Annotated in this window: 25 protein-coding genes and 1 tRNA gene; 8 read left to right on the forward strand and 18 right to left on the reverse strand. The window is 59.8% G+C overall.

What is annotated here, in order from left to right; translation table 11 throughout:
• Window positions 1-158: 158 nt before the first annotated feature.
• The 4 genes from CVS30_RS10870 to pdhA form a co-directional block, all read right to left on the reverse strand.
• On the reverse strand, window positions 159-527 hold the full coding sequence (locus CVS30_RS10870; RefSeq protein WP_110485365.1) for an SPW repeat protein: 369 nt from the start codon (window positions 525-527) through the stop codon (window positions 159-161).
• Between the two features lie 107 nt (window positions 528-634).
• Window positions 635-1,933, reverse strand: coding sequence for a dihydrolipoamide acetyltransferase family protein (locus tag CVS30_RS10875; RefSeq protein WP_110485366.1), 1,299 nt, complete (start codon window positions 1,931-1,933; stop codon window positions 635-637).
• 2 nt (window positions 1,934-1,935) lie between these two features.
• On the reverse strand, window positions 1,936-2,943 hold the full coding sequence (locus CVS30_RS10880) for an alpha-ketoacid dehydrogenase subunit beta (protein ID WP_370800855.1): 1,008 nt from the start codon (window positions 2,941-2,943) through the stop codon (window positions 1,936-1,938).
• A complete protein-coding gene (pdhA, locus tag CVS30_RS10885; RefSeq protein ID WP_110485368.1) occupies window positions 2,940-4,049 on the reverse strand; it encodes a pyruvate dehydrogenase (acetyl-transferring) E1 component subunit alpha in 1,110 nt (369 codons plus the stop codon). The genes CVS30_RS10880 and pdhA overlap by 4 nt, the downstream gene beginning before the upstream one ends.
• Before the next feature lie 166 nt (window positions 4,050-4,215).
• Here pdhA and CVS30_RS10890 point away from each other — a divergent pair, with 166 nt between their 5' ends.
• The 3 genes from CVS30_RS10890 to CVS30_RS10900 all read left to right on the forward strand — a co-directional run bounded on the left by CVS30_RS10890 (window position 4,216) and on the right by CVS30_RS10900 (window position 5,966).
• Window positions 4,216-4,686 carry an Lrp/AsnC family transcriptional regulator gene (locus tag CVS30_RS10890; RefSeq protein ID WP_110485369.1) on the forward strand — a complete coding sequence of 157 codons (471 nt, stop codon included), beginning with the start codon at window positions 4,216-4,218 and terminating at the stop codon, window positions 4,684-4,686.
• A gap of 123 nt (window positions 4,687-4,809) precedes the next feature.
• The gene (locus CVS30_RS10895) at window positions 4,810-5,214 is read left to right on the forward strand and encodes a DUF4383 domain-containing protein (RefSeq protein WP_110485370.1); all 405 of its coding nucleotides are present in this window, start codon (window positions 4,810-4,812) and stop codon (window positions 5,212-5,214) included.
• 92 nt (window positions 5,215-5,306) lie between these two features.
• Window positions 5,307-5,966 (forward strand): hypothetical protein, encoded by a 660-nt coding sequence (locus CVS30_RS10900; RefSeq protein ID WP_110485371.1) that lies wholly within the window; start codon window positions 5,307-5,309, stop codon window positions 5,964-5,966.
• A gap of 195 nt (window positions 5,967-6,161) precedes the next feature.
• On the opposite strand, the gene CVS30_RS10905 is transcribed toward CVS30_RS10900, so the two are convergent.
• Both CVS30_RS10905 and CVS30_RS10910 read right to left on the reverse strand, forming a co-directional pair.
• Window positions 6,162-7,814 (reverse strand): monocarboxylic acid transporter, encoded by a 1,653-nt coding sequence (locus tag CVS30_RS10905; RefSeq protein WP_110485372.1) that lies wholly within the window; start codon window positions 7,812-7,814, stop codon window positions 6,162-6,164.
• 3 nt (window positions 7,815-7,817) lie between these two features.
• Window positions 7,818-8,186 (reverse strand): DUF485 domain-containing protein, encoded by a 369-nt coding sequence (locus CVS30_RS10910; protein ID WP_181419773.1) that lies wholly within the window; start codon window positions 8,184-8,186, stop codon window positions 7,818-7,820.
• 135 nt (window positions 8,187-8,321) lie between these two features.
• Between CVS30_RS10910 and CVS30_RS10915 the strand changes: the two genes are divergently transcribed.
• The 4 genes from CVS30_RS10915 to CVS30_RS10930 all read left to right on the forward strand — a co-directional run bounded on the left by CVS30_RS10915 (window position 8,322) and on the right by CVS30_RS10930 (window position 12,246).
• On the forward strand, window positions 8,322-9,557 hold the full coding sequence (locus tag CVS30_RS10915) for a sensor histidine kinase (protein WP_181419774.1): 1,236 nt from the start codon (window positions 8,322-8,324) through the stop codon (window positions 9,555-9,557).
• A 64-nt stretch (window positions 9,558-9,621) separates the two neighbouring features.
• Window positions 9,622-10,347, forward strand: coding sequence for a LytR/AlgR family response regulator transcription factor (locus CVS30_RS10920; protein ID WP_110485374.1), 726 nt, complete (start codon window positions 9,622-9,624; stop codon window positions 10,345-10,347).
• Window positions 10,348-10,363: 16 nt separating this feature from the next.
• Window positions 10,364-10,756, forward strand: coding sequence for a hypothetical protein (locus CVS30_RS10925; RefSeq protein WP_245934556.1), 393 nt, complete (start codon window positions 10,364-10,366; stop codon window positions 10,754-10,756).
• Window positions 10,753-12,246: a sodium/solute symporter gene (locus tag CVS30_RS10930; protein WP_110485375.1), complete on the forward strand. Its 1,494-nt coding sequence runs from the start codon at window positions 10,753-10,755 to the stop codon at window positions 12,244-12,246. The genes CVS30_RS10925 and CVS30_RS10930 overlap by 4 nt, the downstream gene beginning before the upstream one ends.
• A gap of 3 nt (window positions 12,247-12,249) precedes the next feature.
• On the opposite strand, the gene CVS30_RS10935 is transcribed toward CVS30_RS10930, so the two are convergent.
• From CVS30_RS10935 to rpsB, 6 genes are all read right to left on the reverse strand, one after another.
• A complete protein-coding gene (locus tag CVS30_RS10935; protein WP_370800892.1) occupies window positions 12,250-12,849 on the reverse strand; it encodes a DivIVA domain-containing protein in 600 nt (199 codons plus the stop codon).
• Window positions 12,850-12,913: 64 nt separating this feature from the next.
• A complete protein-coding gene (locus CVS30_RS18580) occupies window positions 12,914-13,804 on the reverse strand; it encodes a phosphatidate cytidylyltransferase (protein WP_110485441.1) in 891 nt (296 codons plus the stop codon).
• A gap of 482 nt (window positions 13,805-14,286) precedes the next feature.
• Window positions 14,287-14,844, reverse strand: a complete 558-nt coding sequence (frr, locus tag CVS30_RS10945) for a ribosome recycling factor (RefSeq protein WP_110485377.1) — start codon at window positions 14,842-14,844, stop codon at window positions 14,287-14,289.
• 131 nt (window positions 14,845-14,975) lie between these two features.
• Window positions 14,976-15,731, reverse strand: coding sequence for a UMP kinase (pyrH, locus tag CVS30_RS10950; protein ID WP_110485378.1), 756 nt, complete (start codon window positions 15,729-15,731; stop codon window positions 14,976-14,978).
• 198 nt (window positions 15,732-15,929) lie between these two features.
• A complete protein-coding gene (tsf, locus tag CVS30_RS10955) occupies window positions 15,930-16,757 on the reverse strand; it encodes a translation elongation factor Ts (protein ID WP_110485379.1) in 828 nt (275 codons plus the stop codon).
• Window positions 16,758-16,921: 164 nt separating this feature from the next.
• Window positions 16,922-17,749, reverse strand: coding sequence for a 30S ribosomal protein S2 (gene rpsB, locus CVS30_RS10960; RefSeq protein WP_110485380.1), 828 nt, complete (start codon window positions 17,747-17,749; stop codon window positions 16,922-16,924).
• A gap of 345 nt (window positions 17,750-18,094) precedes the next feature.
• On the opposite strand from rpsB, the gene CVS30_RS10965 reads away from it, so the two are divergent.
• Window positions 18,095-18,676, forward strand: coding sequence for a M23 family metallopeptidase (locus tag CVS30_RS10965; RefSeq protein WP_110485381.1), 582 nt, complete (start codon window positions 18,095-18,097; stop codon window positions 18,674-18,676).
• A gap of 81 nt (window positions 18,677-18,757) precedes the next feature.
• Here CVS30_RS10965 and CVS30_RS10970 read toward each other — a convergent pair whose 3' ends face one another.
• The 6 genes from CVS30_RS10970 to CVS30_RS10995 all read right to left on the reverse strand — a co-directional run bounded on the left by CVS30_RS10970 (window position 18,758) and on the right by CVS30_RS10995 (window position 23,992).
• Entirely contained in the window at window positions 18,758-19,954 is a 1,197-nt protein-coding gene (locus CVS30_RS10970; RefSeq protein WP_370800895.1) for an acyl-CoA dehydrogenase family protein, read from the reverse strand.
• A 221-nt stretch (window positions 19,955-20,175) separates the two neighbouring features.
• Window positions 20,176-20,249 (reverse strand) — tRNA-Ile (locus tag CVS30_RS10975).
• An 80-nt stretch (window positions 20,250-20,329) separates the two neighbouring features.
• Window positions 20,330-21,535, reverse strand: coding sequence for a glycosyltransferase (locus CVS30_RS10980; RefSeq protein WP_110485382.1), 1,206 nt, complete (start codon window positions 21,533-21,535; stop codon window positions 20,330-20,332).
• 44 nt (window positions 21,536-21,579) lie between these two features.
• Window positions 21,580-22,479, reverse strand: a complete 900-nt coding sequence (locus CVS30_RS10985) for a DMT family transporter (protein WP_110485383.1) — start codon at window positions 22,477-22,479, stop codon at window positions 21,580-21,582.
• Window positions 22,476-23,117 carry a CDP-alcohol phosphatidyltransferase family protein gene (locus CVS30_RS10990; protein WP_110485443.1) on the reverse strand — a complete coding sequence of 214 codons (642 nt, stop codon included), beginning with the start codon at window positions 23,115-23,117 and terminating at the stop codon, window positions 22,476-22,478. The genes CVS30_RS10985 and CVS30_RS10990 overlap by 4 nt, the downstream gene beginning before the upstream one ends.
• Before the next feature lie 104 nt (window positions 23,118-23,221).
• On the reverse strand, window positions 23,222-23,992 hold the full coding sequence (locus CVS30_RS10995) for a phage holin family protein (RefSeq protein WP_245934557.1): 771 nt from the start codon (window positions 23,990-23,992) through the stop codon (window positions 23,222-23,224).
• Between the last annotated feature and the right edge of the window lie 216 nt (window positions 23,993-24,208).

Below are 24,208 nucleotides of genomic sequence, written 5' to 3' on the forward strand. Positions count from 1 at the left end.
ACCCCTCACCGTCTGGCGCGCAGAAACCCGACTCTACGCCGACAACTGCTTCCAAAACCCCACAGGAATCGGCTGCTGAATCCCCGCGCACGCAGCTCATACAGCAGAAGCGCCGGGTTGCCCCGACGCTTCCGTGTCATTCGACAGACTATTTACTTTTAGTGGGCTGCCATGCCTCCATGGTGCCCTTCTGCGTGCTGATGCATGCTCGGCTGCAGCGCCATGACTCCAGCGATAACTGCCACGCCGCCTGCAATCCACGATGTCCAGGACGCACCCATGAGGGATGTATACCCGGCAAACCACGGTGAAAGCACCAGTACCGCGCCGAGAATCATCTGGACCCATTCAGCGACGGGTTGCCCTGGGCTCATCAGATTCCACACGCCTGTTGCCATCAGCAGGACGCCGCATCCAATCATCATGACCATGGAGCTGTCCTGCTGCACGGTCCACAATGTCGACAGGGCGGCAAACATACCCGCAATCACAGCAACATAGTCTTGCCAACGATTCCACTTCTTCATTGATAACAACCTCCTTAAAGGTGGCTCCCAACAGTGGGGGTCATCTATAAATATACGTCCGCGTTGGCATCGTCACTAGGGGCTCAACATTGCATTCGTGCAGCATTTCACTGCAGCACCAGAGCCATCGCCGGATCCGACATGATCGCCCCGATATCCGCCAGGAAGCGGGAGCCTTGTTCGCCGTCGACCAACCTGTGATCGAAGGACAAGCTCAGCGTCATGACCTGCCGCAACGCCACCTGTCCCTGATACTCCCACGGCGTCCTGCGCACGGCTCCGAGCGCCAGAATCCCGGCCTCGCCTGGGTTGAGAATCGGCGTCCCGGCATCGATCCCAAATACCCCGATGTTCGTGATCGAAAAAGTTCCGCCCGCCAGATCCGCCGGAGGTGTCTTGCCCGAGCGCGCTGTCTCCGTGAGCTCGCCCAGCGCCGCCGCCAGCCCGCGAAGCCCCATATTTTGTGAGTCCTTAATATTGGGCACCAGCAGTCCCCTAGGCGTCGCGGCCGCAATCCCCAGATTCACGTACTTGAACGTCACGACCTCCTGCCGAGCCTCGTCCCAGTGCGAATTCAGCGCCGGATAGCGCCCAATCGCCAGAATCACCGCCTTCGCCGCCAGCGTCAACGGGGTGATCTTGACGCCGGCAAATTCCTTCTGCGAGCGCAGCTTCTCCAAGAATTCCATGCCAGCGGTGACGTCGACGGTGAGGAATTCGGTGACATGCGGCGCCGTGAAGGCGCTCTCCACCATGGCCTGGGCCATAAATTTCCGCACCCCCTTGATCGGAGTCCGCTCTTCCCGCACCCCTGTTTCCGGTGCTTTCACCGGAATGGACGACGGCGTATCCCCCACCGCGCCCCTGTCTCCTTGAGTGGCGTTCCCGGCAAAGCTGAGGACATCTTGGCGCGTGATGATCCCTCGCTCCCCCGAGCCACTGAGGATTTCAAGATCAATCCCCAGATCGTGGGCGAGTTTGCGCACGGGAGGTGTGGACCTTGGTCGCTCTGCCTGGACCTGTACCTGGCCCGAGGCGGATGGTTCCGCTGGCACTGGCGTGAGTGCCGCCGTCGTGCGTTGCCTGCGAACGGGGGCCGACGACGATTCCGGATCGGCCCCATAACCCACGAGGGTGGGGACGCGAACGGCTGCGGCTTCCCCCTCATCGGCCACGTCGAAGGCAATGATGACCTCACCGACCTCGACGACCGTGCCGGGTGCATGGGTAATGGCGGTGACGACGCCGCTGTAGGGAGACGGTAATTCCACGACGGCCTTAGCCGTTTCCACTTCGCCAATGATCTGGTTGAGCTCGACTGTGTCGCCGACAGCTACCTGCCAGCTGACAATCTCGGACTCCGTGAGGCCCTCACCCAAATCGGGGAGCTTAAATTCTGCAAGCATGCCTAGTCTTCCATTCCAGAGTGCGAGTTAGGGCGCCCCAAGGCGCGGTCGACGCCGTCGAGTATCCTGTCCAAATCAGGCAGGTGATGCTTCTCCACCTTGGAGGGCGGATAGGGAATGTCAAAGCCGGTGACGCGGACCGGCGCTACCTCGAGGTAGTTAAAGCAGCGCTCGGTGATCGTGGCGGCAATTTCGGCGCCAAGTCCCAGGGTTTGACCTGCCTCGTGGCTGATCACGAGGCGGCCCGTGCGCCTAACCGATTCCATGACGGGGAGGTAATCGATGGGTGAGAGCGAGCGCAGGTCAATGACCTCGATCGAGATACCCTCTGCCGCTGCTGCGCTGGCCGCGTCGAGGGCGGTCCGAACGAGCGGGCCATAGCTGACTAGGGTGACATCCGTTCCGGCAGCAACCACACGAGCAGCACCCATAAGCGGGGCCGTCGAGAGCGGGGCATCGAGCATGACCTCATCTTTGGCGTGGTAGCGGCGCTTGGGCTCGAAGTAAAGGACGGGGTCATCGCTGGCGATCGCCTGGCGCAGCATGGTGTAGGCGTCCTGCGGATTGGAGGGACTGATGACGCGCAGACCCGAGGTGTGCACAAAGTACGCCTCCGGTGACTCGGAGTGGTGCTCGGGAGAACCGATGCCACCACCAAAGGGAACCCTGATGGTGAGCGGCATGCGAACGGCCCCCCGAGTGCGGGCATGGAGCTTCGCCACCTGGGAGACGATCTGGTCAAAGCCCGGATAGATGAAGCCGTCGAACTGAATCTCGCAGACGGGTCGGAAGCCCCGATAAGCGAGCCCCACGGCGGTGCCGATGATGGCAGATTCAGCCAGCGGCGTATCGATCACCCGGTGCGATCCGAAGTCCTTCATGAGACCGTCGGTAACGCGGAAAACGCCACCCAAGGTCCCAATATCCTCGCCCAACAAGACGACTTTGGGGTCATCTTCTAGTGCACGGCGCAGACCGGCGTTGATTGCTTGGGTCAGGCTCAGCTTCATGATGCTCCTCCTTGTGCCGCCGGGCTGCTTCCCTCGAAGAGCGATAGATACGCCAGGTAGTGATCGCGCTGACGCGCCAGAATCGGATGGTCGTCAACGTAGACGTGCTCAAACACGCTCAGGGGTTCCGGATCCGGGAAGTTGATACACGCTGCCCGAAGCTCGGCGGCCACAGCGTCAGCCTTCGCCGCCATGGCTGACTCGGCCTCGTCGTCGAGCTTTCCTGCATTAGTTAGGAAGGTGCGCATGCGCGTCAGTGGATCCTTGGCACCCCATTCCTCCAATTCGGTGACGCCACGATAGCGCGTGGGGTCATCGGCCGTGGTGTGCGCGCCCATGCGGTAGGTGACGGCCTCGATGAAGCTCGGGCCACCACCGGTGCGGGCCCGATGGGCGGCCCAGCGCGTCGCGGCAAGCACGGCCAGGACGTCGTTGCCGTCCACCTGCAGGCTCGGAATGCCATAGCCCGGGGCTCGCCCGGCGAGGGGAACATGCGATTGCAGGCCCACCGGTTCGGAAATGGCCCAGTGATTGTTCTGGCAAAAGAAGACGACAGGAGCCTGGAAGCTTGCGGCGAAGACCATGGCCTCATGGACATCGCCCTGGCTCGTGGCGCCGTCGCCAAAGTAGGCCAGCGACAGGGATTCCTTGCCGTCTAGCACTAGCCCCATGGCATATCCGGTGGCGTGCAGCGTTTGAGAACCAATGATGATCTGCGGTGTGGCCATATTGAGCTCATATGGATCCCAGCCGCTATTGCTCACCCCGCGCCACACGCCCAAGACACTTCCCATGGAGGCGCCGCGGCAATAAGCCACACCGTTCTCCCGGTAGGTGGGGAAAATGAAATCGTCGTGCTCTAGCGCGCGAACGGATCCGATCTGTGAAGCTTCCTGCCCCAGCAGCGGCGGCCAGAGGGCAAGTTGTCCCTGACGCTGCAGGGCGGTGGCCTCGGCATCGATGCGGCGGACGATGAGCATATCTTCATATAAATTCCGGAGCGTTTGATCGTCGAGATCGCTCACAAATTCGTCTAGCAGCTCATCGGCGACCCGGGTTCCGGATGCCGTAACGAGCTGATGAAGGGGCATGGCGGAGTGAGCCATAGGGTCTTGGCGTGAGTGGGTCAAGATGTTCGCCTCCCAGCAGGGTAATGCGGATGGTTCCTATGAATGTGACCCTACTCACACCAGTCATTCGGCGCAATCACCTGCAAATAAACTAATCAATTTGCCCTGTGGGGAATGATTTGACCGTGCTAGTCTGCGCATTATGCCTACTTTTGACGGAACCGACGCCCGCATCCTGCTCGCCTTGATTAAGGATTCCCGGCAAACCGTTGTGGCCATGGCCGAACGCCTGGGCTTATCCCGCAATACCGTTCAGGCCAGGATGGCCGCCCTCGAGAAGCGCGAGGTCTTCCTGAACTTTGATCACCGGGTCAATACGGCGGCACTCGGTTACCCCTTGACGGCCTTTATCTCCGTCCACGTTCAACAGCAAAAACTCCAACAACTAGGCACGGCGCTTGCCGCCATTCCAGAAGTTGTGGAGGCTCATGGGCTCAGCGGGCGTGCCGACTTACTGGTCCGAGTGGTTTCCAAGGGTGCCGAGGATCTCTTTCGTGTCAACGGCAAGATCCTGGCCTGCGAGGGTGTGGAGCGCACCGAAACCTCGCTGGCCATGAACGAGTTGGTTCCATTTCGCCTCACTCCGCTCCTTGAACGGGAACTGGATAAATAGTTAGTCCAACACCCAATCCAGAAGCCCAGCCGGCTCCGAAGCACTGTCATGGGTTCACATCGAACCCTGTCAGGACACGACGAAGGGGATCATTATTCGTCGTCAGGAAAAGGACTAGTCATCATGCGCACTTCACCAAATAGATTGCTTGCCACCGTTTTCGGCGCTGTTTACCTCTTGGTTGGCATCGTGGGATTCTTCGTCACCAGTGGGATCGGCTTCTTCGCTACCGAGGGCCGGAACTTGATCATTTTTGAGGTCAACCCACTGCACAACATCATTCACCTTGCCATCGGCGCAGCACTATTGACGGCTGGCTTGTCCTCGGTGGCAGCTGCCAAGACCATGAACTCCACCGTGGGTTCGGTTTACCTGCTCGTGGGAATCGTGGGGCTGTTCCTACCCGGGACATCGTTGAACATCATCGCCTTGAACGGCGCTGATAACGTACTGCACCTTGGCAGCGCGTTGGTTCTGCTGGCAGTGGGTCTCTCTCAGGACCGCGCCGTAGCCGCTCGAACTATCTGATCATGACAAGCGCCCAGCACACGGGAGCCCCGTCCCTTAACGGACGGGGATCTTCCAAGTTTGCAACCACGAGTACGAAATCAGTGGAGCGCATGAGCCAAACCGGAACCCAGTTGTCTTCGCTGTACATAAGTTTGGCTCTGCTGGGCATCGCTGCCTTGGCGAGCGCCGCCACATCGAGTTTGCTCCCCGGACTAAGCGGCGATATGACAGTTCTCGCAAGCGCCGCAGAAACCACAAGCTGGATCTTCGCCGCTTCTTCATGGGCTGCAGGAATTCTCTCGGGTGTCTACTGTTTGGCCTCGCTTGCCTACGCATTTGTGTCGTTCCGGAGAGGAGCCCTACCGAACACCGCAACACTTCGGCTGGTAGTTGGCTTGGCAGCTGGCGTGCACCTAGCTGGTTTACTGGAGGGCCTGTGGCGCGCTCCATCGTCGACGCGAACCTTCGATGTCACCTTGGCCTCACTGGTGATCCTGGAACTGTCAGTGATAGCCGTTCTTGGTTGGCGCAAGAACTCTGAGCTGCGGGTGAGTCGGTCCATCAAGGTTCACAAGGAGCATTCTGCCATGGCCGTAGTTGGCACCCTATTTGTGGCCGCGATTCTTGTTGCCACGATCACCACGGTGGGCATGGCAGCATCTACGGCAGGGGAACTTGCGGTGCCGCACTCCGGACACACGGGCACAGAAAACGGTCCCGCCGTTCCTAGCAATATAGAGCAATTGAAAAACCAAGGCCACCACCACTAGGGCGGAAGCCTCCACGGTGCTGGCAGATAGAAGGCCCTGTTCCTGCGCGTCAGCGCAAGGACAGGGCCTTCTTGTCTCAAAGAGTACGACGGCGCCTCCCACCATGGTTGGCGGGCTAGGCCGGCGTGGGTGGGACCCACAGCTGCGAGGAGCCCCGAGGGGAGACGCGCCAGCGGATCCCCTCGGGGCCCGGGACTAGTGGTCCACTGCTTTCTCTGCACCAATGCCGGTCAGGGATCGAACGTCCATCTCGGCCTGGATCCGCGGATCCTCGGTGTTCTTATCGAGCACGGTACCCAACCAGCCAAGGAAGAAGGCCAGGGGGATGGAGACGATGCCGGGGTTAGCCAGCGGGAACCAGGAGAAGTCGACGCCGGGGATCATGGCTTTGGCGTTGCCAGAGACGACCGGCGAGAAGCTGATCAGCAAGATGGCCGAGGCCAATCCGCCGTACATGCTCCAGAGCGCGCCCTGAGTAGTGAACTTCTTCCAGAACAGCGAGTAGACGATCGTGGGAAGGTTGGCTGACGCGGCGACGGCGAAGGCCAGGGCGACAAGGAAGGCGATGTTCTGACCGTTGGCCAGGATACCGCCGCCGATTGCGACAACGCCGATGACGATCACGGTGCGACGAGCAACCTTGACTTCCATCTCCGGCTTGGGTTCGCCCTTGACGATGACGTTGGAGTAGATGTCGTGGGCGAAGGACGCTGCGGCGGTGATGGTCAGGCCTGCCACAACGGCCAGGATCGTGGCGAAGGCTACGGCGGAGATGAAGCCCAGGAGTACCGGTCCGCCGATCACGAAGGCCAGCAAGGGGGCCGCCGAATTCACGCCACCCGGAGCGGCAAGGATGGTTTCCTTACCGATGAGTGCGCCTGCGCCGTAACCGAGAACCAGGGTGAAGACGTAGAAGCCACCAATGAGCCAGATAGCCCACACCACTGACTTACGAGCTTCCTTGGCCGTGGGGACGGTGTAGAAACGCATGAGCACGTGGGGCAGAGCCGCGGTGCCAAGGACCAGGGCAATAGCCAAGGAAATGAAGTCCAACGGAGCCTTGCCGTACTGGGCGCCCGGGTTCAAGAGCGCCTCGCCCACGCCGCCTTCATTGATGGAGGTCTGAACGGCCGCATCCATGAGGGTTGAGAGGTTGAAGCCGTGCAGGGCCAGCACAATGATCGTCATGATCGCCGCACCGGTGATCAGCAGGAACGCCTTGATGATCTGAACCCACGTGGTGCCCTTCATGCCACCGATGAGTACATAGACAATCATCAAGACTCCGACGACGGCAATGACCACGTTCTGTCCGGCCTTGTTGGAGCTATCCAAGCCCAGGAGCAAGGAGACGAGACCACCGGCACCGGCCATCTGGGCCAGCAGGTAGAAGAAGCAGACCACCAGTGTCGTGGTGGCCGCGGCAATACGCACGGGGCGCTGCTGCAGACGGAAGGACAGCACATCGGCCATGGTGAACTTACCGGTGTTGCGCAACAGCTCGGCCACGAGCAGGAGGGCAACAAGCCAGGCGACCAGGAAGCCGATGGAGTACAGGAAGCCGTCGTAACCATTGACGGCGATGGCTCCGGTAATGCCCAAGAAGGAAGCTGCGGAGAGGTAGTCACCGGCGATGGCGGTACCGTTCTGGCCGCCGGAGAAGGATCGGCCGGCAGCGTAGTAATCATCTGCCGACTTGTTGCCGCGACTGGCCCGGAAGACCACAATCATGGTGATCGCCACGAAGCCGACGAAGATCAAAATGTTAATCCACGAATGCTCCTTGGTTTGCTCGCTCAGCGTCGTTGCGAGCGGTGCAAGCTGGTGGAGTGCAGAGGGAAGGCTCATGGTTTAAACCTCTTCCTTGTTCATGTCGGCTTCTTCGATCTGCTGTTCCAAGCGCTGGCGGATGACTGCCGCCTGCGGATCGAGCTTCCGGTTTGCGTAGGTGACGTACCACGTGGTGATGCCGAAGGTGGAGACAAACTGCAACAGACCCAGGATCAGGCCAATGTTGATGTTGTCCCAGACCTTGATGGACATGAATTCATGGGCGTATGCGGCCAGTAAAACGTAGGCGAAGTACCAAACCATGAATCCGATGGCCACGGGGAAGACGAAACTGCGGTGAGATCTCTTGAGCTTCTTGAACTCGGGTGAGTTCTGTTCGGCTATAAAGTCCACCGGATTCTCGTGACGTGCGTGGGCTGAATTACCCATCATTCCTCCTTGAGTGATGTGATCCCTTTCACTATGAAGTGTTGTAGCTCACATTAAGCACGCTTGGCAGCCCTGCCGCGGTGAACGGCATGCAAGCTGCGCCGAATGGCACATTCCCCCGCTAGTCTTGTCTCCATGTCCTCTGCCGCCCTCAGTGATTCCACGCTTCTGCTCATCATGGCCATTGCCGCAGTTGTCGCCGCCATAGCCATCGTGGCCGCGATTGGATTCCGTTTGTCCCGCTCCCACCGCGAGCTCGGCACGGAAGCCGAACACGCCACCTTCGCGGCCCTTCACTCAGCGGCCGTCGCCGGGGAACAACTCCGCAATGGGCTAGAGCCGGCTGGCGCCTTGAAAGCCAGTAAGCAACTACGTGCCCTCCTGAATTGCGCGGCCTTCGCCATGACCGACGACGCCCGTCTCCTCGCCTGGGACGGCTCAGGTACCGCTGCCAAACAACCCGAGTCCGCCGTCGTTATGAAGTTGGCGGCCAAGGCGCTGAGCAATGGCCGCACCCAGGTGGCGACCCTTGATAGTTCGCTCCGCGTAGCCCTAGGCCTTCCCCTGCACGACAACGACCTCAAGGCCGCCGTGATCTCGCCGCTAAAGATTGATTCCCGAGCCGTCGGGGCCGTCATCATCTTGTCGAAATCCCCCACGGCGGGGCTGATTCGGGCGACGAATGAGGTGGCGGCGTGGGTGTCGGCACAATTGGAAATCGCCGAGTTGAGTTCCTCACGAACGCTCTTGGCCGAGGCTGAGGTCAAAGCTCTCCGCGCCCAAATCAGCCCGCATTTCATCTACAACTCGCTCAACGCCATCGCCTCGTTCATCAACACCGATCCGCAACGGGCCAGGGACCTCGTGGTGGAATTTGCCGATTTCACGCGCTATTCCTTCCGCCGCCACGGCGATTTCACAACCCTTGCGGAGGAGCTCCGCTGCATCGATCGTTACCTCCTGCTCGAGAACGCCCGTTTTGGCGACCGGCTTCAGGTGAGTTTGCAGATTGCCCCCGAGGTCCTCAGCACTGTCATTCCGTTCCTAAGCCTGCAGCCGCTCGTGGAGAACGCGGTGCGTCACGGTCTCGAGGCCAAGGTCGGCAAAGGGCTGGTGCAGATCTGCGCCCGCGACCGCGGCGCCTATACAGAGGTGACCATCGAGGACGACGGCGTGGGCATGGACCCCGAGCAGCTGCGGTTGGTCCTGGCTGGCCAACAAGAAGGGCACCACGTGGGGCTCCGCAACGTCGATGCCCGGCTGCGGCAGGTCTATGGCGAAGAACACGGGCTCACGGTCGACACCGGAGTGGGTCACGGCATGCTCATCACCATGACCGTGCCGAAGAACCAACCCGACCACGACGCCTAGCACCTAGCCGCCTCCCCAACTCGCTTCGCGAGCTTGGGGCCCCTCGGCGGCTAGGCTTAGGCTCATGATTAATGTCCTTGTCGCTGATGACGAGCTCCCAGCGGTTGCAGAGCTGGCTTTTTTATTGGGCCAGGATCCCCGTATCGGCCAGATTCACCGTGCGTCAAGTGGCGCGGAAGCCCTGGAACTGCTGGAGGAAAACACCGTTGACGCTGTTTTCCTCGATATCCATATGCCCGGACTCTCCGGTTTAGAACTTGCCGAAGTCATCGGGAAACGCACGAGCCCGCCTGTCGTCGTCTTTGTCACCGCCGACGATGATCGCGCATTGGAAGCCTTTGAGCTGGCCGCCGTGGATTACCTCCTCAAGCCGCTGCGCACCGAACGCCTCACCCGTACAGTGGACAGGGTCGTCGAGCTGGTCGCGCACCCCGCCGCCGTCGACGAAGTTGAACTGATCACGGTCGATCAGGGCGGGATCAGCCGCATCATTCGCCTCGATGAGGTGAAATTTGTTCAGGCTCAAGGCGACTACGCGCGGCTGCATACGGCCGAGGCAAGCTACCTCATCAGGGTTCCACTCTCTGATTTGGAACAGCGCTGGGCCGACTCAGGGTTCATCCGAATTCATCGCTCCTACCTTGTCTGCATGGGATTTGTGACCGCCTTGAAGCTCAGCGCAGCCAAGCCCACCGTCTCGGTGGGCAACGCCGTCCTGCCGGTCAGCCGCCGCCACGTTCCCGTCCTACGCGAACGCCTCCAAGTCACCCGCGTCCGGCCGCAGACATGAGTTGCGGATCTGAGCCATGAGCATCGGCCCCTCTCGGCCTCCGGCCCATGGCCGCGTGCGCGTGGCCTCGCCACGAAGCCAGGTCCACAGGGCAACCTCCGGCGTCAGTGTATCGCAGGAGGTCGCGGAGCAAACCGCGGTGGGTGAGGTCATGGTGCGCTCCTTGATTCGCTCCCAGCTGCGCCTAGCCTTGGTGGTCTCCGCCGGATTTATAGCGTCCATGTTGTTGTGCTGGATCGCAGTGCGCTGGGTTCCGGCCGTCGCGGATTGGCGCATCATGGGTATTCCAGCACCCTGGATTGTCCTCGGCGTCGGGGTTTACCCCATCATCGTTGCCTGCGCGTGGCTGTATGTCCGGGCGGCAACGAAGAACGAGGCCGCGTATCGAGACCTGGTGGATGAAAAATGAATCCGGCCATTGGCTACTCCGCCCTCATCCTAGTCTCCCTGACAACCACCATCATCGGTTTCTACGGTCTGCGCATCTCCCGAACCACAAGTGATTTTTATGTGGCCTCACGCACCGTACGGCCGTGGTGGAACGCCTCAGCCATCGGCGGCGAGTATCTCTCTGCCGCCAGCTTCCTCGGCATTGCCGGTCTTATCGTGGTGTCTGGCATCGATGCCCTGTGGTTCCCTATTGGTTACACGGCCGGCTACCTGATGTTGCTGTTCTTTGTTGCCGCTCCCCTGCGTCGTTCCGGAGCCTATACGATCCCTGACTTCGCTCAGGCCCGCCTGGAATCAACCACGGCCCGCTCCATTACGAGCCTGTTGGTCGTCGTCGTGGGTTGGTTTTATATCGTGCCGCAATTGCATGGGGCAGCCCTGACGATCCGCACCACAACCGGCTTGCCGTCCTGGGTGGGCGCGGGCGTGGTGGTCGTGATTGTCTGCCTGACCGTCGTGACGGGTGGAATGCGCTCCATCACCTTCGTGCAGGCCTTCCAATTCTGGCTCAAGCTCACGGCGCTGGCCGTTCCGGCCGTCTTCATGTTGCTCGTTGTCACGGGCGACCCCGATGCGGCACCAGCCGTCCCCGCGGCCGTTGAGCTCTTCCCGCCGGCCGATCCCTTCACAGGCGGTTCCACGTACCAGACGCTTTCCCTGATGATCGCACTGTTGTTTGGCACCCTGGGCTTGCCCCACGTCTTGGTGCGCTTTTATACCAACCCCGACGGCACCGCAGCCCGCCGTACGACCCTGATCGTCTTGGGGCTGCTGTCCGTCTTTTACCTCTTCCCCACTATCTACGGTGTGCTGGGAAGGGCCTACCTGCCGGAGCTCGCGGCAGCCGGATACCCCGATGCCACGGTGTTATTGCTGCCAGGGCGACTCATTGGTGGAGTGGGCGGCGATATGCTCTCGGCCTTGGTCGTGGCAGGCGCCTTCGCGGCATTCCTGTCAACCACCTCTGGGCTCGTGGTGTCCCTAGCCGGTGTCATTAGCCAGGATGTCATGGGCGGCAGCGTCCGAGGATTTCGCATTGCGGCAGTCTTCGCCGCCGTCGTGCCTTTTGGTGTTGCCATGATGACCGACTCGCTGGCACTGGCCGGGAGCGTGGGTCTCGTGTTTGCCTTCACGGCGTCGACCATTTGCCCGTTGCTATTGCTGGGGATCTGGTGGCGCGGGCTCACGGATGCTGGTGCTATCGCCGGCATGCTGACCGGTGGGGTGCTTTGCGGCACGGCCATCTTGGCAGGGGCTCAGATAGGAGCGGACTCGCCGTGGCGCGATATGTTGACTCAACCGGCTGCATGGACGGTTCCGGCAGCGTTCCTGGTCACGATCATCGTGTCCAAGGCAACGCCCCACCGCCGCAGTTCCACGGTGGCGCGCTTCATGAGTAAGCTACATGTTCCGGAGCGTCCGCTGGCTGTGGACAATCCGCGGAAGTAAGAACTACTTCGAGGTCAGCGGGTCAATGGCCGCCATGAGTTCAACGACACGATCCAAGAAGGCATCGACCTGGCTCTCGTCATATCCATTGGCACCCTTTTCCGCGGCAAAGACGGCACGGCGCACCACATCAACACTCAGCTCGCCGTTGTCCTCGATGTACACGAGCAGCTCACGGCACAGCACGTCGACGTCGTTGACGTTGTAGCTCTGGACGCTCTTGCGGCTGGGGCGGCGGAAGCGTTCGCCGTCGGGACGGTGCAGACGGGCGCGCAGCACGGAGGCCGTCTTGCCGATCTTCATCATCCACGCTTTTTCACCTTCGGCGGCGATTAGCAATTCCTTCTCGCGCAGAACAAACTCGTCCTCGATGCGGTCCATAGCGGCATCGACAGCCTGGGCGCTGTAACCGCCGCGGGCTGGATCGAAGGATGCCGTGCGTACATCAAGGCTCGTGATGGCCTTGCTGTTGCTCTCGGCGTTCAGGAAGTACGCTCGGGCGCGCTCCAAGAACACGTCAACCTGCTTGACGTTATAGCCAACTTCCTTGGGCCCAACCAATTTGAACTTGGAGTTGGTCCGGGGTTTCTCATCCACTGTCACAGTCATTCCTTGAACATTTCTCTACGGGGTGCACTCAACGACGCCAGGCACCTGGATGCGGCGGTCAGAGCTGACCCACAACGGTAAAGATGGCGTAGGCCACCGGTGCGGCAAACAAGATTGAATCAAGCCGGTCCATGACCCCGCCGTGGCCGGGCAACAAGTTACTCATGTCCTTGATGCCGAGCTCGCGCTTGACCATCGATTCGGCAAAGTCACCGCCGGTTCCAGCAAGAACCAGGCCGATGGCTAGGGCTAGGCCCACCCACCATTCCTGATCCAACAGGAACATAGCGGCCGGAATAGCGACCAGCGTGGCCCCGCCGAGGGAGCCGGCGAATCCTTCCCAAGATTTCTTGGGACTTATTTTTGGCGCCATGGGGTGCTTACCAAAGATTACGCCCACCAGGTATCCGAAGGTGTCATTAGCGACCACCAGCAGCAACATGATGAGAACCTCGAGGACACCGGGACTGATATTCGTCAGATCCAGGGTGAAACCAAGCGTTGGGCCGGCCTCGCCGCGCAGCATCAAGAACACGAAGCTGAGCAGGAAGGGAATCCACATGAGCGTGAAGACGCCCGCCAGAATGCTCTTGACGGCACCTGGCTCGGCGTCGAGGGAGCGCCAGAGCACCGTGGCTCCGGCGCTGGCCACGAGGGCGAACAGCAATCCCTCGGCCCCGGCAAAGTACGCCGACATGGGCATGGCCAGGGCACCCACCATGATGGGTGTCATCGGCGCCTGGATACCCTTTGTGGCGATGGCACGATGAACTTCCCACACACCAACGCAGGCGAAAGCCGTGGCCACGACCACGAAGCCTGCGGGGAAGAACAGCATGGATCCGATCACCAGAATCAGCAGACCCAGGCCCACCCCGATAGCTGCGGGAAGGTCCCGGCCTGCCTTCGGAGTGCGGGGGGCCTTGGGCGTGGTGGCCCCCTCCGGCATGGCTCCGACGGGGCCATCCGGCAGCGGAACCACGGGAAGCCCGGTCACCTTTACGGCCGACACGGGACGCGGGGCGACTGTCGCTTCGACTTCGGCGTCCGGCGTAGCTTGTTGTGCGGCAGGCTCGACGGCGGATCCCTCGCCTGACGGTGTGGCCAGGGAAGCATCCGGCGTGGCCGGCGCCTGCTCCGCTGGCTTTGCGTCCGCCTCTGTCTGTTCCACAGTGTCGGTGGGAAGAACGCCGGGATTGGTGACGCCGTCGTTCTTCTGATCCTTCGGCTCAGACTTAACCGGCTCCGGGGATTCCTTCGCGGCCGCGTTTTTGGGCACGATAATGGGAATCATGCCCGTCAGCTCGGCCTGACGGCGAGCCTTACGCGAGGCGAATTGGTAATCTTCCGGAGCCGGAATGAGCCCGCTCGTTGCACTGGACGCAGCCGGCTCCGGGGAGGAATCGGCCAACGTACTCTTGGGGTCTTTCATTAGACCTCGAGTAGCTCGGCTTCCTTGCGCTTGAGCAATTCGTCAATGTTATCGGTGTGCGACTTGGTCATCGCATCCAATTCCTTCTCGGCGCGGTTGCCTTCGTCTTCTCCGGCTTCGCCATCCTTGACGAGGCGATCCAGCTGCTCCTTGGCCTTACGGCGGATGTTGCGAACAGAGATCTTGGCGTCTTCACCCTTCGTGCGGACCACCTTGACGTATTCCTTGCGACGTTCCGTGGTCAGCTCCGGCATGATGATGCGGATGACGCTGCCGTCGTTGGACGGGTTGGCACCCACCTCGGAGGAGCTCAGGGCGCGCTCGATGTCGTGCAGGGAAGTCTTGTCGAACGGTGCGATCAGCAAAGTGCGAGCTTCCGGAACGGAGAAGGAGGCGAGCTGCTGCAGGGGTGTCGGGGAGCCGTAGTAATCCACCATGACCTTGTGGAACATGGCGGGGTTGGCACGGCCCGTGCGGACCGCAGAGAATTCCTCTTTGGCAACCTCAATGGCCTTGTCCATCTTTTCCTCGGCCTCGAGCAATGCTTCTTCGATCACGCGCTTCTCCCTCAATTAAATATCGATACTTCTGTTCCGCGGCATAGCTCACGGCAATTCTGTGACCATCTTACCGTGATCAACACGCAGTGACCGCCTAGCCACACGGCTAGGCGGTCACGACAGCTTGGTTACGGCGTAACCAGGGTGCCGAGTTCTTCGCCGAGAATGGCGCGGGCAACGTTGCCTTCACCTTCCATGCCGAAGACCAGCATCGTGACGTTGTTGTCCTTGCACAGGCTGAAGGCGGTCTGGTCCATGACACGGATATCACGGGCCATGGCCTCGTCGTAGCTCAACTTATCAAGCTTGACAGCGGTGGGGTCCTTCTTCGGGTCGGCCGTGTACACGCCGTCAACACCGTTTTTGGCCATGAGGACCACGTCAGCGTGAACCTCCAAGGCGCGCTGGGCGGCGACGGTGTCGGTGGAGAAGTACGGCAAGCCGGCACCGGCGCCGAAGATGACCACGCGGCTCTTCTCGAGGTGACGGATGGCACGCCGCGGGATGTACGCCTCGGCAACCTGACCCATGGTGATGGCACTCTGGACACGGGTGTCAACGCCGGCCTGCTCGAGGAAGTCCTGAAGAGCCAGGCAGTTCATGACGGTGCCCAACATGCCCATGTAGTCGGCGCGTGAACGGTCCATGCCAGACGCGGAGAGCTCGGCGCCACGGAAGAAGTTTCCGCCGCCAACAACGATAGCAACCTCAACGGTGTCCACGGTGCTTGCGATCTGCTTGGCAATGTCGCGAATGGTGTCCGGGTCAACGCCCAACTTGCCAGCGCCAAAGACCTCACCTGAGAGCTTCAGCAATACACGACGGCGCTTGGTCGCTCCTGCTACTGGGGTGACGGGCGCGTTCTGCGAAGTGTTCGTGGTCATGGTGCCTTCCGTGGGTACCGGCGTTTCTATGGGTCCGAGCGTCAATGATTGACGTGCAGTTTTGCAGTATTTAGCCAGCCTGAGGCCAGAAAAATGGGTGCGTCTAAAATCTTAGTCGACGATATGCGCGAAGAAGGGGCAACCGCAGTTTGCGATTGCCCCTTCTTCGTCACATCTTTTTAGAGCATTTAGTCTTACTTATGCTCCGACGCGGAAACGTGCGAAGCCAGCAGGCTTGACGTTGGCTTCCGCAAGAACAGCGCCAACGCTCTTCTTGGAATCCTTAGCGAAGGGCTGGTCAACCAGAACGATTTCCTTGAAGAAGCCGGTGAGGCGTCCTTCAACGATCTTCGTCATGGCAGCTTCCGGCTTGCCTTCTGCCTGTGCGGTTTCGGTAGCAATGCGGCGTTCGCTTTCAACAACGTCGCTTGCAACTTCGTCGCGGGTCAGGAACGTCGGGGACATAGCAGCAATGTGCACAGCTACGTCGTGAGCAACTTCCTGGTTGTCGCCGTCAACTGCGAACAAAACGCCAACCTGGGCCGGGAGGTCCTTGGAGGTCTTGTGCAGGTAAGCGTCAACAGCTGCGCCTTCAACGCGAGCAAGGCGGCGGATAGCAACCTTTTCGCCCAAGAGTGCGCCGGCTTCGATGACAACCTCAGACATGGGCTTGCCGTCTACGTCAACAGCCAACAGTGCTTCAACATCGGCTGCGCCGGAGGAGATGGCCGTGGCCAGAACCTTCTTGGAGAATTCGATGAAGGGAGCAGCCTTGGCAACGAAGTCAGTTTCGCAGTTAACTTCAACCATGACGCCAACGCCGTTTTCAACAGCTGCGGCAACGAGGCCTTCAGCAGTTGAGCGGCCTTCGCGCTTGGTGGCGCCCTTGAGGCCCTTGATGCGGATGAGCTCCATAGCCTTGTCGGCGTCGCCGTTGGCCTCGTCGAGAGCCTTCTTGACGTCCATCATGCCAGCGCCTGTGCGCTCGCGCAGAGCCTTAATATCAGCGGCGGTGTAGTTCGCCATATGAACCCCTCAGAATAGATATTTCAGTATGTAAATCAGTATTAGGCCAGCTCTGGCAGGACCGCTGTGCCTTGTGAGCGGTGCGATCCTGCCAGCATCTGGTTCCCTAACGTGGCTACTATCTACCGGCGTGAACCGTGCACATAGCTAGCCAGGAAAGGATGTTACTTCTCGGTTGCAGCTTCAGCCGGAGCTTCAACAACTGCTTCTGCCGGGGCAGCAGCCTTGTCGCCTTCGAGGAGTTCGCGCTCCCACTCAGCCAAGGGCTCAGCTGCGGCTTCGGTGTTGCCGGTTGCCTTGTTGTTGCGGGCGATGAGGCCTTCTGCAACAGCATCGGCGATAACGCGGGTCAACAGTGCAACGGAGCGGATGGCGTCGTCGTTACCCGGGATCGGGAAGTCAACTTCGTCAGGGTTGCAGTTGGTGTCCAAGAGGGCAACAACCGGGATGTTCAGCTTGTGAGCCTCGTCGATGGCGAGGTGTTCCTTCGGGGTGTCAACAACCCAGAGCACGGACGGTGCCTTGGTCAGGTTGCGGATACCACCGAGGTTGGTCTGCAGCTTGGTGAGTTCACGCTTGAGGAGCAAGAGCTCCTTCTTGGTGTGGCCCGAGCCAGCTACGTCTTCGAAGTTGATCTCTTCGAGTTCCTTCATGCGAGAGATACGCTTGGAAACCGTCTGGAAGTTGGTGAGCATACCACCCAACCAGCGCTGGTTTACGTAAGGCATGCCAACGCGAGTAGCCTGCTCGGCAATTGCTTCCTGAGCCTGCTTCTTGGTACCAACGAAGAGTACGGTGCCGCCGTGTGCAACGGTAGCCTTCGTGAACTCGTATGCGCGGTCAATGAAAGACAGTGACTGCTGCAGGTCGATGATGTAGATGCCGTTGCGCTCCGTGAGGATGAATCGCTTCATCTTCGGGTTCCAACGACGGGTCTGGTGTCCAAAGTGGACGCCGCTGTCAAGCAGCTGGCGCATTGTTACGACGGGCATGCCGACGCTCCTTTAATATAATTTAACGGTTATTTAGCGTATAGAACCATTCAGTCACCTGAGTGATTCATTAGCTCCTAGCACCCATCGTGCATTCCATAAACCGCAGTCAAGCGGACCGTATGGGCGCGATCCATCAGCAGTGTCTAAGAAAATTCTTAAGACCTCATCAGGGTGGGGTGCGCGTAGTCAGTGCACAAACAGCACACTGCTCTGTCAATGTTACTACAAGTGGGCAACAGTGGCTGACCATAGAGTGCCCTCCACAGGGATGACACCTGGCCTCCTTGTTCACAATTTCATTCAAGAGCCCGCCGTCAGGATGTTCGCGGTCAAGCTGTAGCTATGAATGACTTCGCGATTCGCCGATACTCACGCGTTTTCACCGTGGCCCTAATGCTTGTGGCTGGGCTCACGGGGCCTATTGGGCCAGCGGCGCCTTCGGAGCCGAGCACCAGCAATCTGCCCAAACTCTTCCTATCTACTGCCACTCCCCTGCCCGCATCCTTGGCATGGGGTTGGCCACTTACCGGCACTCCCGAGGTGGTTCGGGCCTTCGATCCACCTGCTCAACCCTGGCTCAGCGGACACCGTGGCGTGGATTTGCTGGCACCACAGGGTGTGGAGGTCCTCTCGCCAATTGCCGCGGTGGTGACCTTTTCCGGCGTCGTGGTTAATAGGGAGGTCCTGACACTCATGACCGACGAGGGGCTACGGTTGAGTTTTGAACCTGTCGTCTCATCGCTGAGGGTTGGTGATCTGGTGGCTCGGGGTCAGGTCATCGGGCAGGTGCACGGTCCCACTCATTGCGAGAACTCCGTCGTAACCAGCTGCCTTCACTGGGGAGTGCGACGTGGGGAGGTGTATCTAGATCCGCTGCAATTCATCCTGGATCAGCGCCCGTCGGTGCTACTCCCACTCCCCTAGCTCTCGGTCAACAACAAACCCGCCGTAGCTGGCAAGTTTCCTTAGCTAACTACAGCGGGTCCGTTCAATGGTGCGTTGTGGCTAGACGATGGCGGAGATTCCCGTGATGGCGCGGCCCGTCACGAGGGTGTTGATCTCGTAGGTACCTTCATAGGAGTAGATGGCCTCGGCATCAGCAAAGATTTTTGCCATTTCATAGTCGGTCACGATGCCGTTGCCACCGAGGAGGTTGCGCCCCATAGCCACCGTCTCGCGCATGCGCGCCGTCGTGAAGGCCTTAGCCAGGGCGGACTGCTCATCCTTGGCGACGCCCTGATCCTCCAGCTGCGCGAGTCGCACCATCATGCCCATGGAGCTGACGGTGTTGCCCAGCATCTGCACGAGCTGATCCTGCACCATCTGGAAGGAGGCGATTGGGCGACCGAATTGCTGACGCTCCACGGCGTAGCGGCGGGCCACATCGAAGGCGGCCAACTGCTGGCCGACAGCCTGCCAGGCTACGGCTAGGCGGGTGACCTTGAGAACCTTATTCGTATCGCGGAAGCTATTGGCGCCCGCCAGCTTGAATTCATGCGGAACCACCACGTTATCTAGGACAATGTCAGCGTTCTGCACGGTGCGCAGTGAGATCTTGTTTTCAATCTTGGTGGCGGTGTAGCCCGGAAGCTTGGTGTCGACCATGAACGCCTTGACCTGGTTGTCGGCAAGATCGCGAGCGTAGATCACTACCCAGTCGGAGAAGGTGGCGTTGCCGATCCAGCGCTTGGCACCATTGAGGATCCAGTTGTCACCATCGCGCACTGCTGTGGTACGCGTACCGCCAGCAACGTCCGAACCACCCAGCGGTTCCGTCAGGCCAAAGGCGCCGATCTTCTTCATGGCGTAAATATCCGGCAACCAGGCAGCCTTCTGCTCCTCGGACGCCAGCGCCTCGATGGAACCCGTGAACAGTCCATCGTGAACACCCATGAAGGTGGCAATGGAGGCATCGGCACGCGTGAATTCAGCGTGAACAATGCCGGCGAAAACATTGGAGTAGCCCTGGTTGCGCACCGGGCTCATGAGATTGGCTTCGGCGAGCTTGGGAATCAGTTCCATGGGGAATTCGCCACGGTTCCAGCAATCGACGGCAATCGGCTTGACTTCCTTGGCGAGGAAATCACGAATTTCCTGCAGGCGTTCCCGCTCCTTCTCGGAGAGCAGCTGCTCAAATCCATAGAAGTCACCGTCGGCGTAAGGAAGGTTGTTGAGGTCTACTGCTGCCTTGGACACGGGCATTCCTTTGCTTGAAATCATCATTGACAGTCATGGTCCGACCGCGATCGAATCATGTTACTCATCAGTAACATACCGTAGCTACGTGATCTGAGCAACATTTCGCCCCTTGTCCCCGCTGCGCCCACCGAGATGGGTCCGCGCCAAGGCAAAACTCCCACCAAACACGAAAAAGCCGCAGGCCAGATTCCCTCGAAAGGGTCTCTGACCTGCGGCTTTACATGTAGGGCCACTCGGACTTGAACCGAGGACCTTAGGATTATGAGTCCCGCGCTCTAACCAGCTGAGCTATGGCCCCATGCAAGGTGCTTCCCTAATCGCAGCACGAAAAATGCTACATCCAGAAAAAGCACTTCACCAATCCTAAGGGGTCAACGCTCAAACTGCGTGATCTTCGTAGCTTCCGCCACGATAAATGTCCTCAAATGTATCCAGGGTCTTCTGCAATCCATGACGGGCAACCATGTCGTGGCTGGCTGCACCCATCGCGGCACGATCCTCAGGAGACAAGCTCATGATGGTCGTGATCTTCTCCGCAAGGTCAGCCTTGTCATTAGGCTTGAAGAGATAACCGTTGACGCCATCCTCGACAAGGTGCGGCAGAGCCATGGCGTTTGCCAAGACCACCGGGGTGGAGGCGCTCATGGCTTCCAAGGTCACCAGCGACTGAAGCTCCGCGGTGCCCGGCATGACGAATAGATCCGCCTTGAGGTAGACCTCGCGCAACTCCTCATCACTGACGAGTCCTGTGAACTCCACTCGAGATTCCAGTCCGAGCTTCGCGGCCTGGGCCTTGAGAGCGGTCTTTACCTCGCCACCACCCACGACGACGAGGTGCAGGTCTAGTTCCTTCGGCGTTGCGGCGATGGCATCGATCAGGACGTCGATGTGCTTCTCTTCGGCCAGGCGGCCTACGAAGGCGACCGTGGGGTAAGGATTGCGTGGCGTTTCTTCGCCGGCAGCCAGTTCATAGTTGCCTGCTTCGATGCCATTGGAGAGCGGCAAGACGCGGCGCAAGAATGCGTGCTCGTGCATGGCCTTTGCGGCAAGCGGAGTAGGCGTTGTCACAACGTCGGCCCGGCTCATGACCTTGCCCATGTCGCGCCAGGACACGCGTCCCACGATGTTCTTGAACCACTGCGGGAACGGCAAGAATGGATTTAGATTTTCCGGCATGAAGTGATTCGTCGCCACGATGCGGATTCCGCGGCGGGCTGCCTCATACACAACGTGTTCACCGATCATGTAGTGGCTTTGCACGTGCACAACATCCGGCTTGATCTCATCAAAGATCCGGACGATGTCTTTCTTGATTTCCCACGGGAGGGAAATCCTGAAGTATTCGTGGGTCGGCACGGCCCGTGAGCGCAATCGGTGGACGATTGCCTCGGAACGCTTTTCGGTCACCTTGGGACCGCTGTCCGCGCGGCACGCTGCGACGTGCACCTTATGCCCGCGTGCAGTCATACCGGTGGCCAAGCGAAAGCAAAACTGTGCGGCACCGTTGATATGGGGAGGATAAGTGTCGGCCGCGATCAAGATGGTGAGCGGCTTTGAGGCACTATCGCTCGGCGTGGATGTCACGTTTAGAAACTCCTGAAGGCTGGTTTGCCGGCCTGTGCGCGGCTTTACTTACGTTGCTCTTTCTTCGCAGCTTTTCGCTGCTTCACCACATCCGGATGATGTCTGGACAACGCGATTACCCCAACGATAGCAAGTAACGCTGCTCCCGCCATGGCAATCGCCACGACAGGCGGCACATCGTCGCGAAGCTCACCCAAAATAACAATGCCGATGGCGACACCCACCATGGGATCGATCACGGTCAGGCCAGCGATGACCAAATCCGGGGGCCCGCTTGCATAAGCGCTCTGCACAAACCAGCTGCCCAATCCTCCCGCCACGGCAATCGCAAGAATCGAGTACCACTGAACATTCAGTAGGAACAGTCCATTGTGATCGAAGATTTGCTTGGCGATGATGCGTGTCAGGACGGCCACAAATCCAAAAAGCACTCCGGCACCCAGGATATAAAAGAAGGCTTTGAGACGGTGTTTGAACAGGACCAGGCAACCACCAAAGACAATCACGACGGCGGCCAGCAGCATGACAACTGTCAGCTCCTGGGTGGCATCGACGTGAGTATTTTCACGCACGACGCTCACTGCCATGAGGACAAATAGGGCACTTCCGGCGACACAGGCGGTGATGGACACCACCGTTGCCCGGTTCAGGCGAATGCCTTGGTCCCGCGAGTTCACCACTGTCGTAATGACGAGGGCGATGGCACCAATGGGCTGAATGACGGTCAAGGTTCCCAGCGTCAGCGCGACAACGTTGAGGAGGGTACCCGCACCCAGGAGCAGGAGCCCGAGGACCCAGCGGGGATTGCGCAAGAGCCGGACAAACCCGGATCCGCCGAGGGCAAGGCCACCGGTGTTGTTTTGCACGGCGCTGCCTTGACGCTGTGCACCAAAGGCCAGGAAGAAGGCACCAGCCACGGCACACAACACGGCAAGCCACATCATGGGCGGCCCTGTTCGGGCGAGTGCTGCCCGAAATCATCGGAATCAGCAGCCCCGGGGTGGTGGAGTGCTCGGTGTTTTGCCGTCACCTTGATGAAATACTGCGTAAAAGCAATGACGTGCAAGACCATGCCAGCGCCAAGGAACACCCAGGCGAGGACGGCCACGAGCTCAGAATCCATGGCCTTGGCCAGGAGCAGCATCGGCGTGCCGATCATGAGCGCCGCTGTCCGCGTCTTGCCCAGCATCGTGACCTTCAGATTTGCGTCTCCGCGAAAGAGGTACAGGGTGACGCTCAGAAGCACGACGTCGGGAATCACCAAGAGCAGGAGCAGCCATAATGGCAGCAACTTAGCCACGACTAGGGTGATGGTCACTGCAACGAGCGCCACCCGGTCAGCGAGCGGGTCCATAATGCGCCCGAGCTGAGAGGTCTGGTTCAATTTGCGGGCAACGTACCCGTCAATCCAATCCGTACAGCCCATGAGCGCCAGAACAAAAACGCCCCAACCATATTCGTGCTCAGAGAGCACCAGCCACACGAATAACGGCGTGCCAAGAAATCTCACGACAGTGATGAGATTGGGGATGGTCAGGATCGCAGTGGAATTCTCCGGGCGGGTACTGGAACTGCCGGACATCTCGGTCACCTCCCTGCTCATTGGTCGTGCCGGACTATCCAGCACAAGGCACCGCTGATCTTCCAACGGCCTTGAATCCGCGCACAGGGCAACGGTCGATCAAACTACTTCTTGACTAACTTTCGCAGTAAGAGCACGCAAACAGTCGCTGACAAGGCAAGAATTGCCAATGGCTTCCACCGCTCCTTCGCAGTTTCCACGGCCTGCCCGACAGCTCCAACGGCTGCCTTATTCACAGTTTCCCGAGCCTTGGTCACGGCAGTATCTACCAGATATGTCGTCTGCTTCTTCACGTCGGCCTCGCTGACAAGTTCCTCGCGCAGGCTCAGCAGATGCTCACGGCGGGCTGTGGTGCGTTTGATCAGCTCGTCAGCGGTAGCCTTTGGACCGCCTTCAGCGTCCTTGGCATCGCGCTCGGCATGTGCCTTGGCCTTGGCCTGCTCTGATTCAGCCTTCGCGGCCTTCTTTTCTTCGCGGGTCAGTGGCTCCGGATCCAAGGTCGCCGGGTCAAAGGCGCGCCCCTCTTTTACGATGCCAAGATCGTGCCGCACTCCACGCCACGCATGCTCCGGAAGAACAGGGAGTAGGGACTTGAACTTCTTATATGCCACCAAGGCGCTGATGCCGATCACGATCAGCAGCGCGGCGCTGACTAGCAACGCGGACAGCCACAAGGGAAGGACGGTTCCAAGTCCTGCAATTGCAGCAACCACCAGAGCAACGACGAGCAGCGCCAGGAAGACCAGCGCCATGACCGCCGAGATGGCGACCCCGCCCACACGAGACTTCTTGTCGCCGAGTTCCAGCTTCGCCAGCTCAATTTCATCATTGAGCTGGCGTGGGACTAGACGAATCGATGTCTTGACTGCGTCCACTAATCCTGAACCAGGTGCTTTCGGGTGTTCATCCGCTGCGATTTGCGCATCTTTTTGCACAACCGTCACTGAGACCGCCTCCATCATGTGGGCACCGCTACTCCCGGAGGACTGCGCAACCCGTAAATTCTTCGCAGACTCACTTCCCGTGACGCTGCCGTAATGTCAAAATTACCATCCACGACGCCTGGGCCGCGCCGTCCCATACCGTGCTTA

This window comes from Arthrobacter psychrolactophilus (assembly GCF_003219795.1).
Lineage (GTDB): Bacteria > Actinomycetota > Actinomycetes > Actinomycetales > Micrococcaceae > Specibacter > Specibacter psychrolactophilus.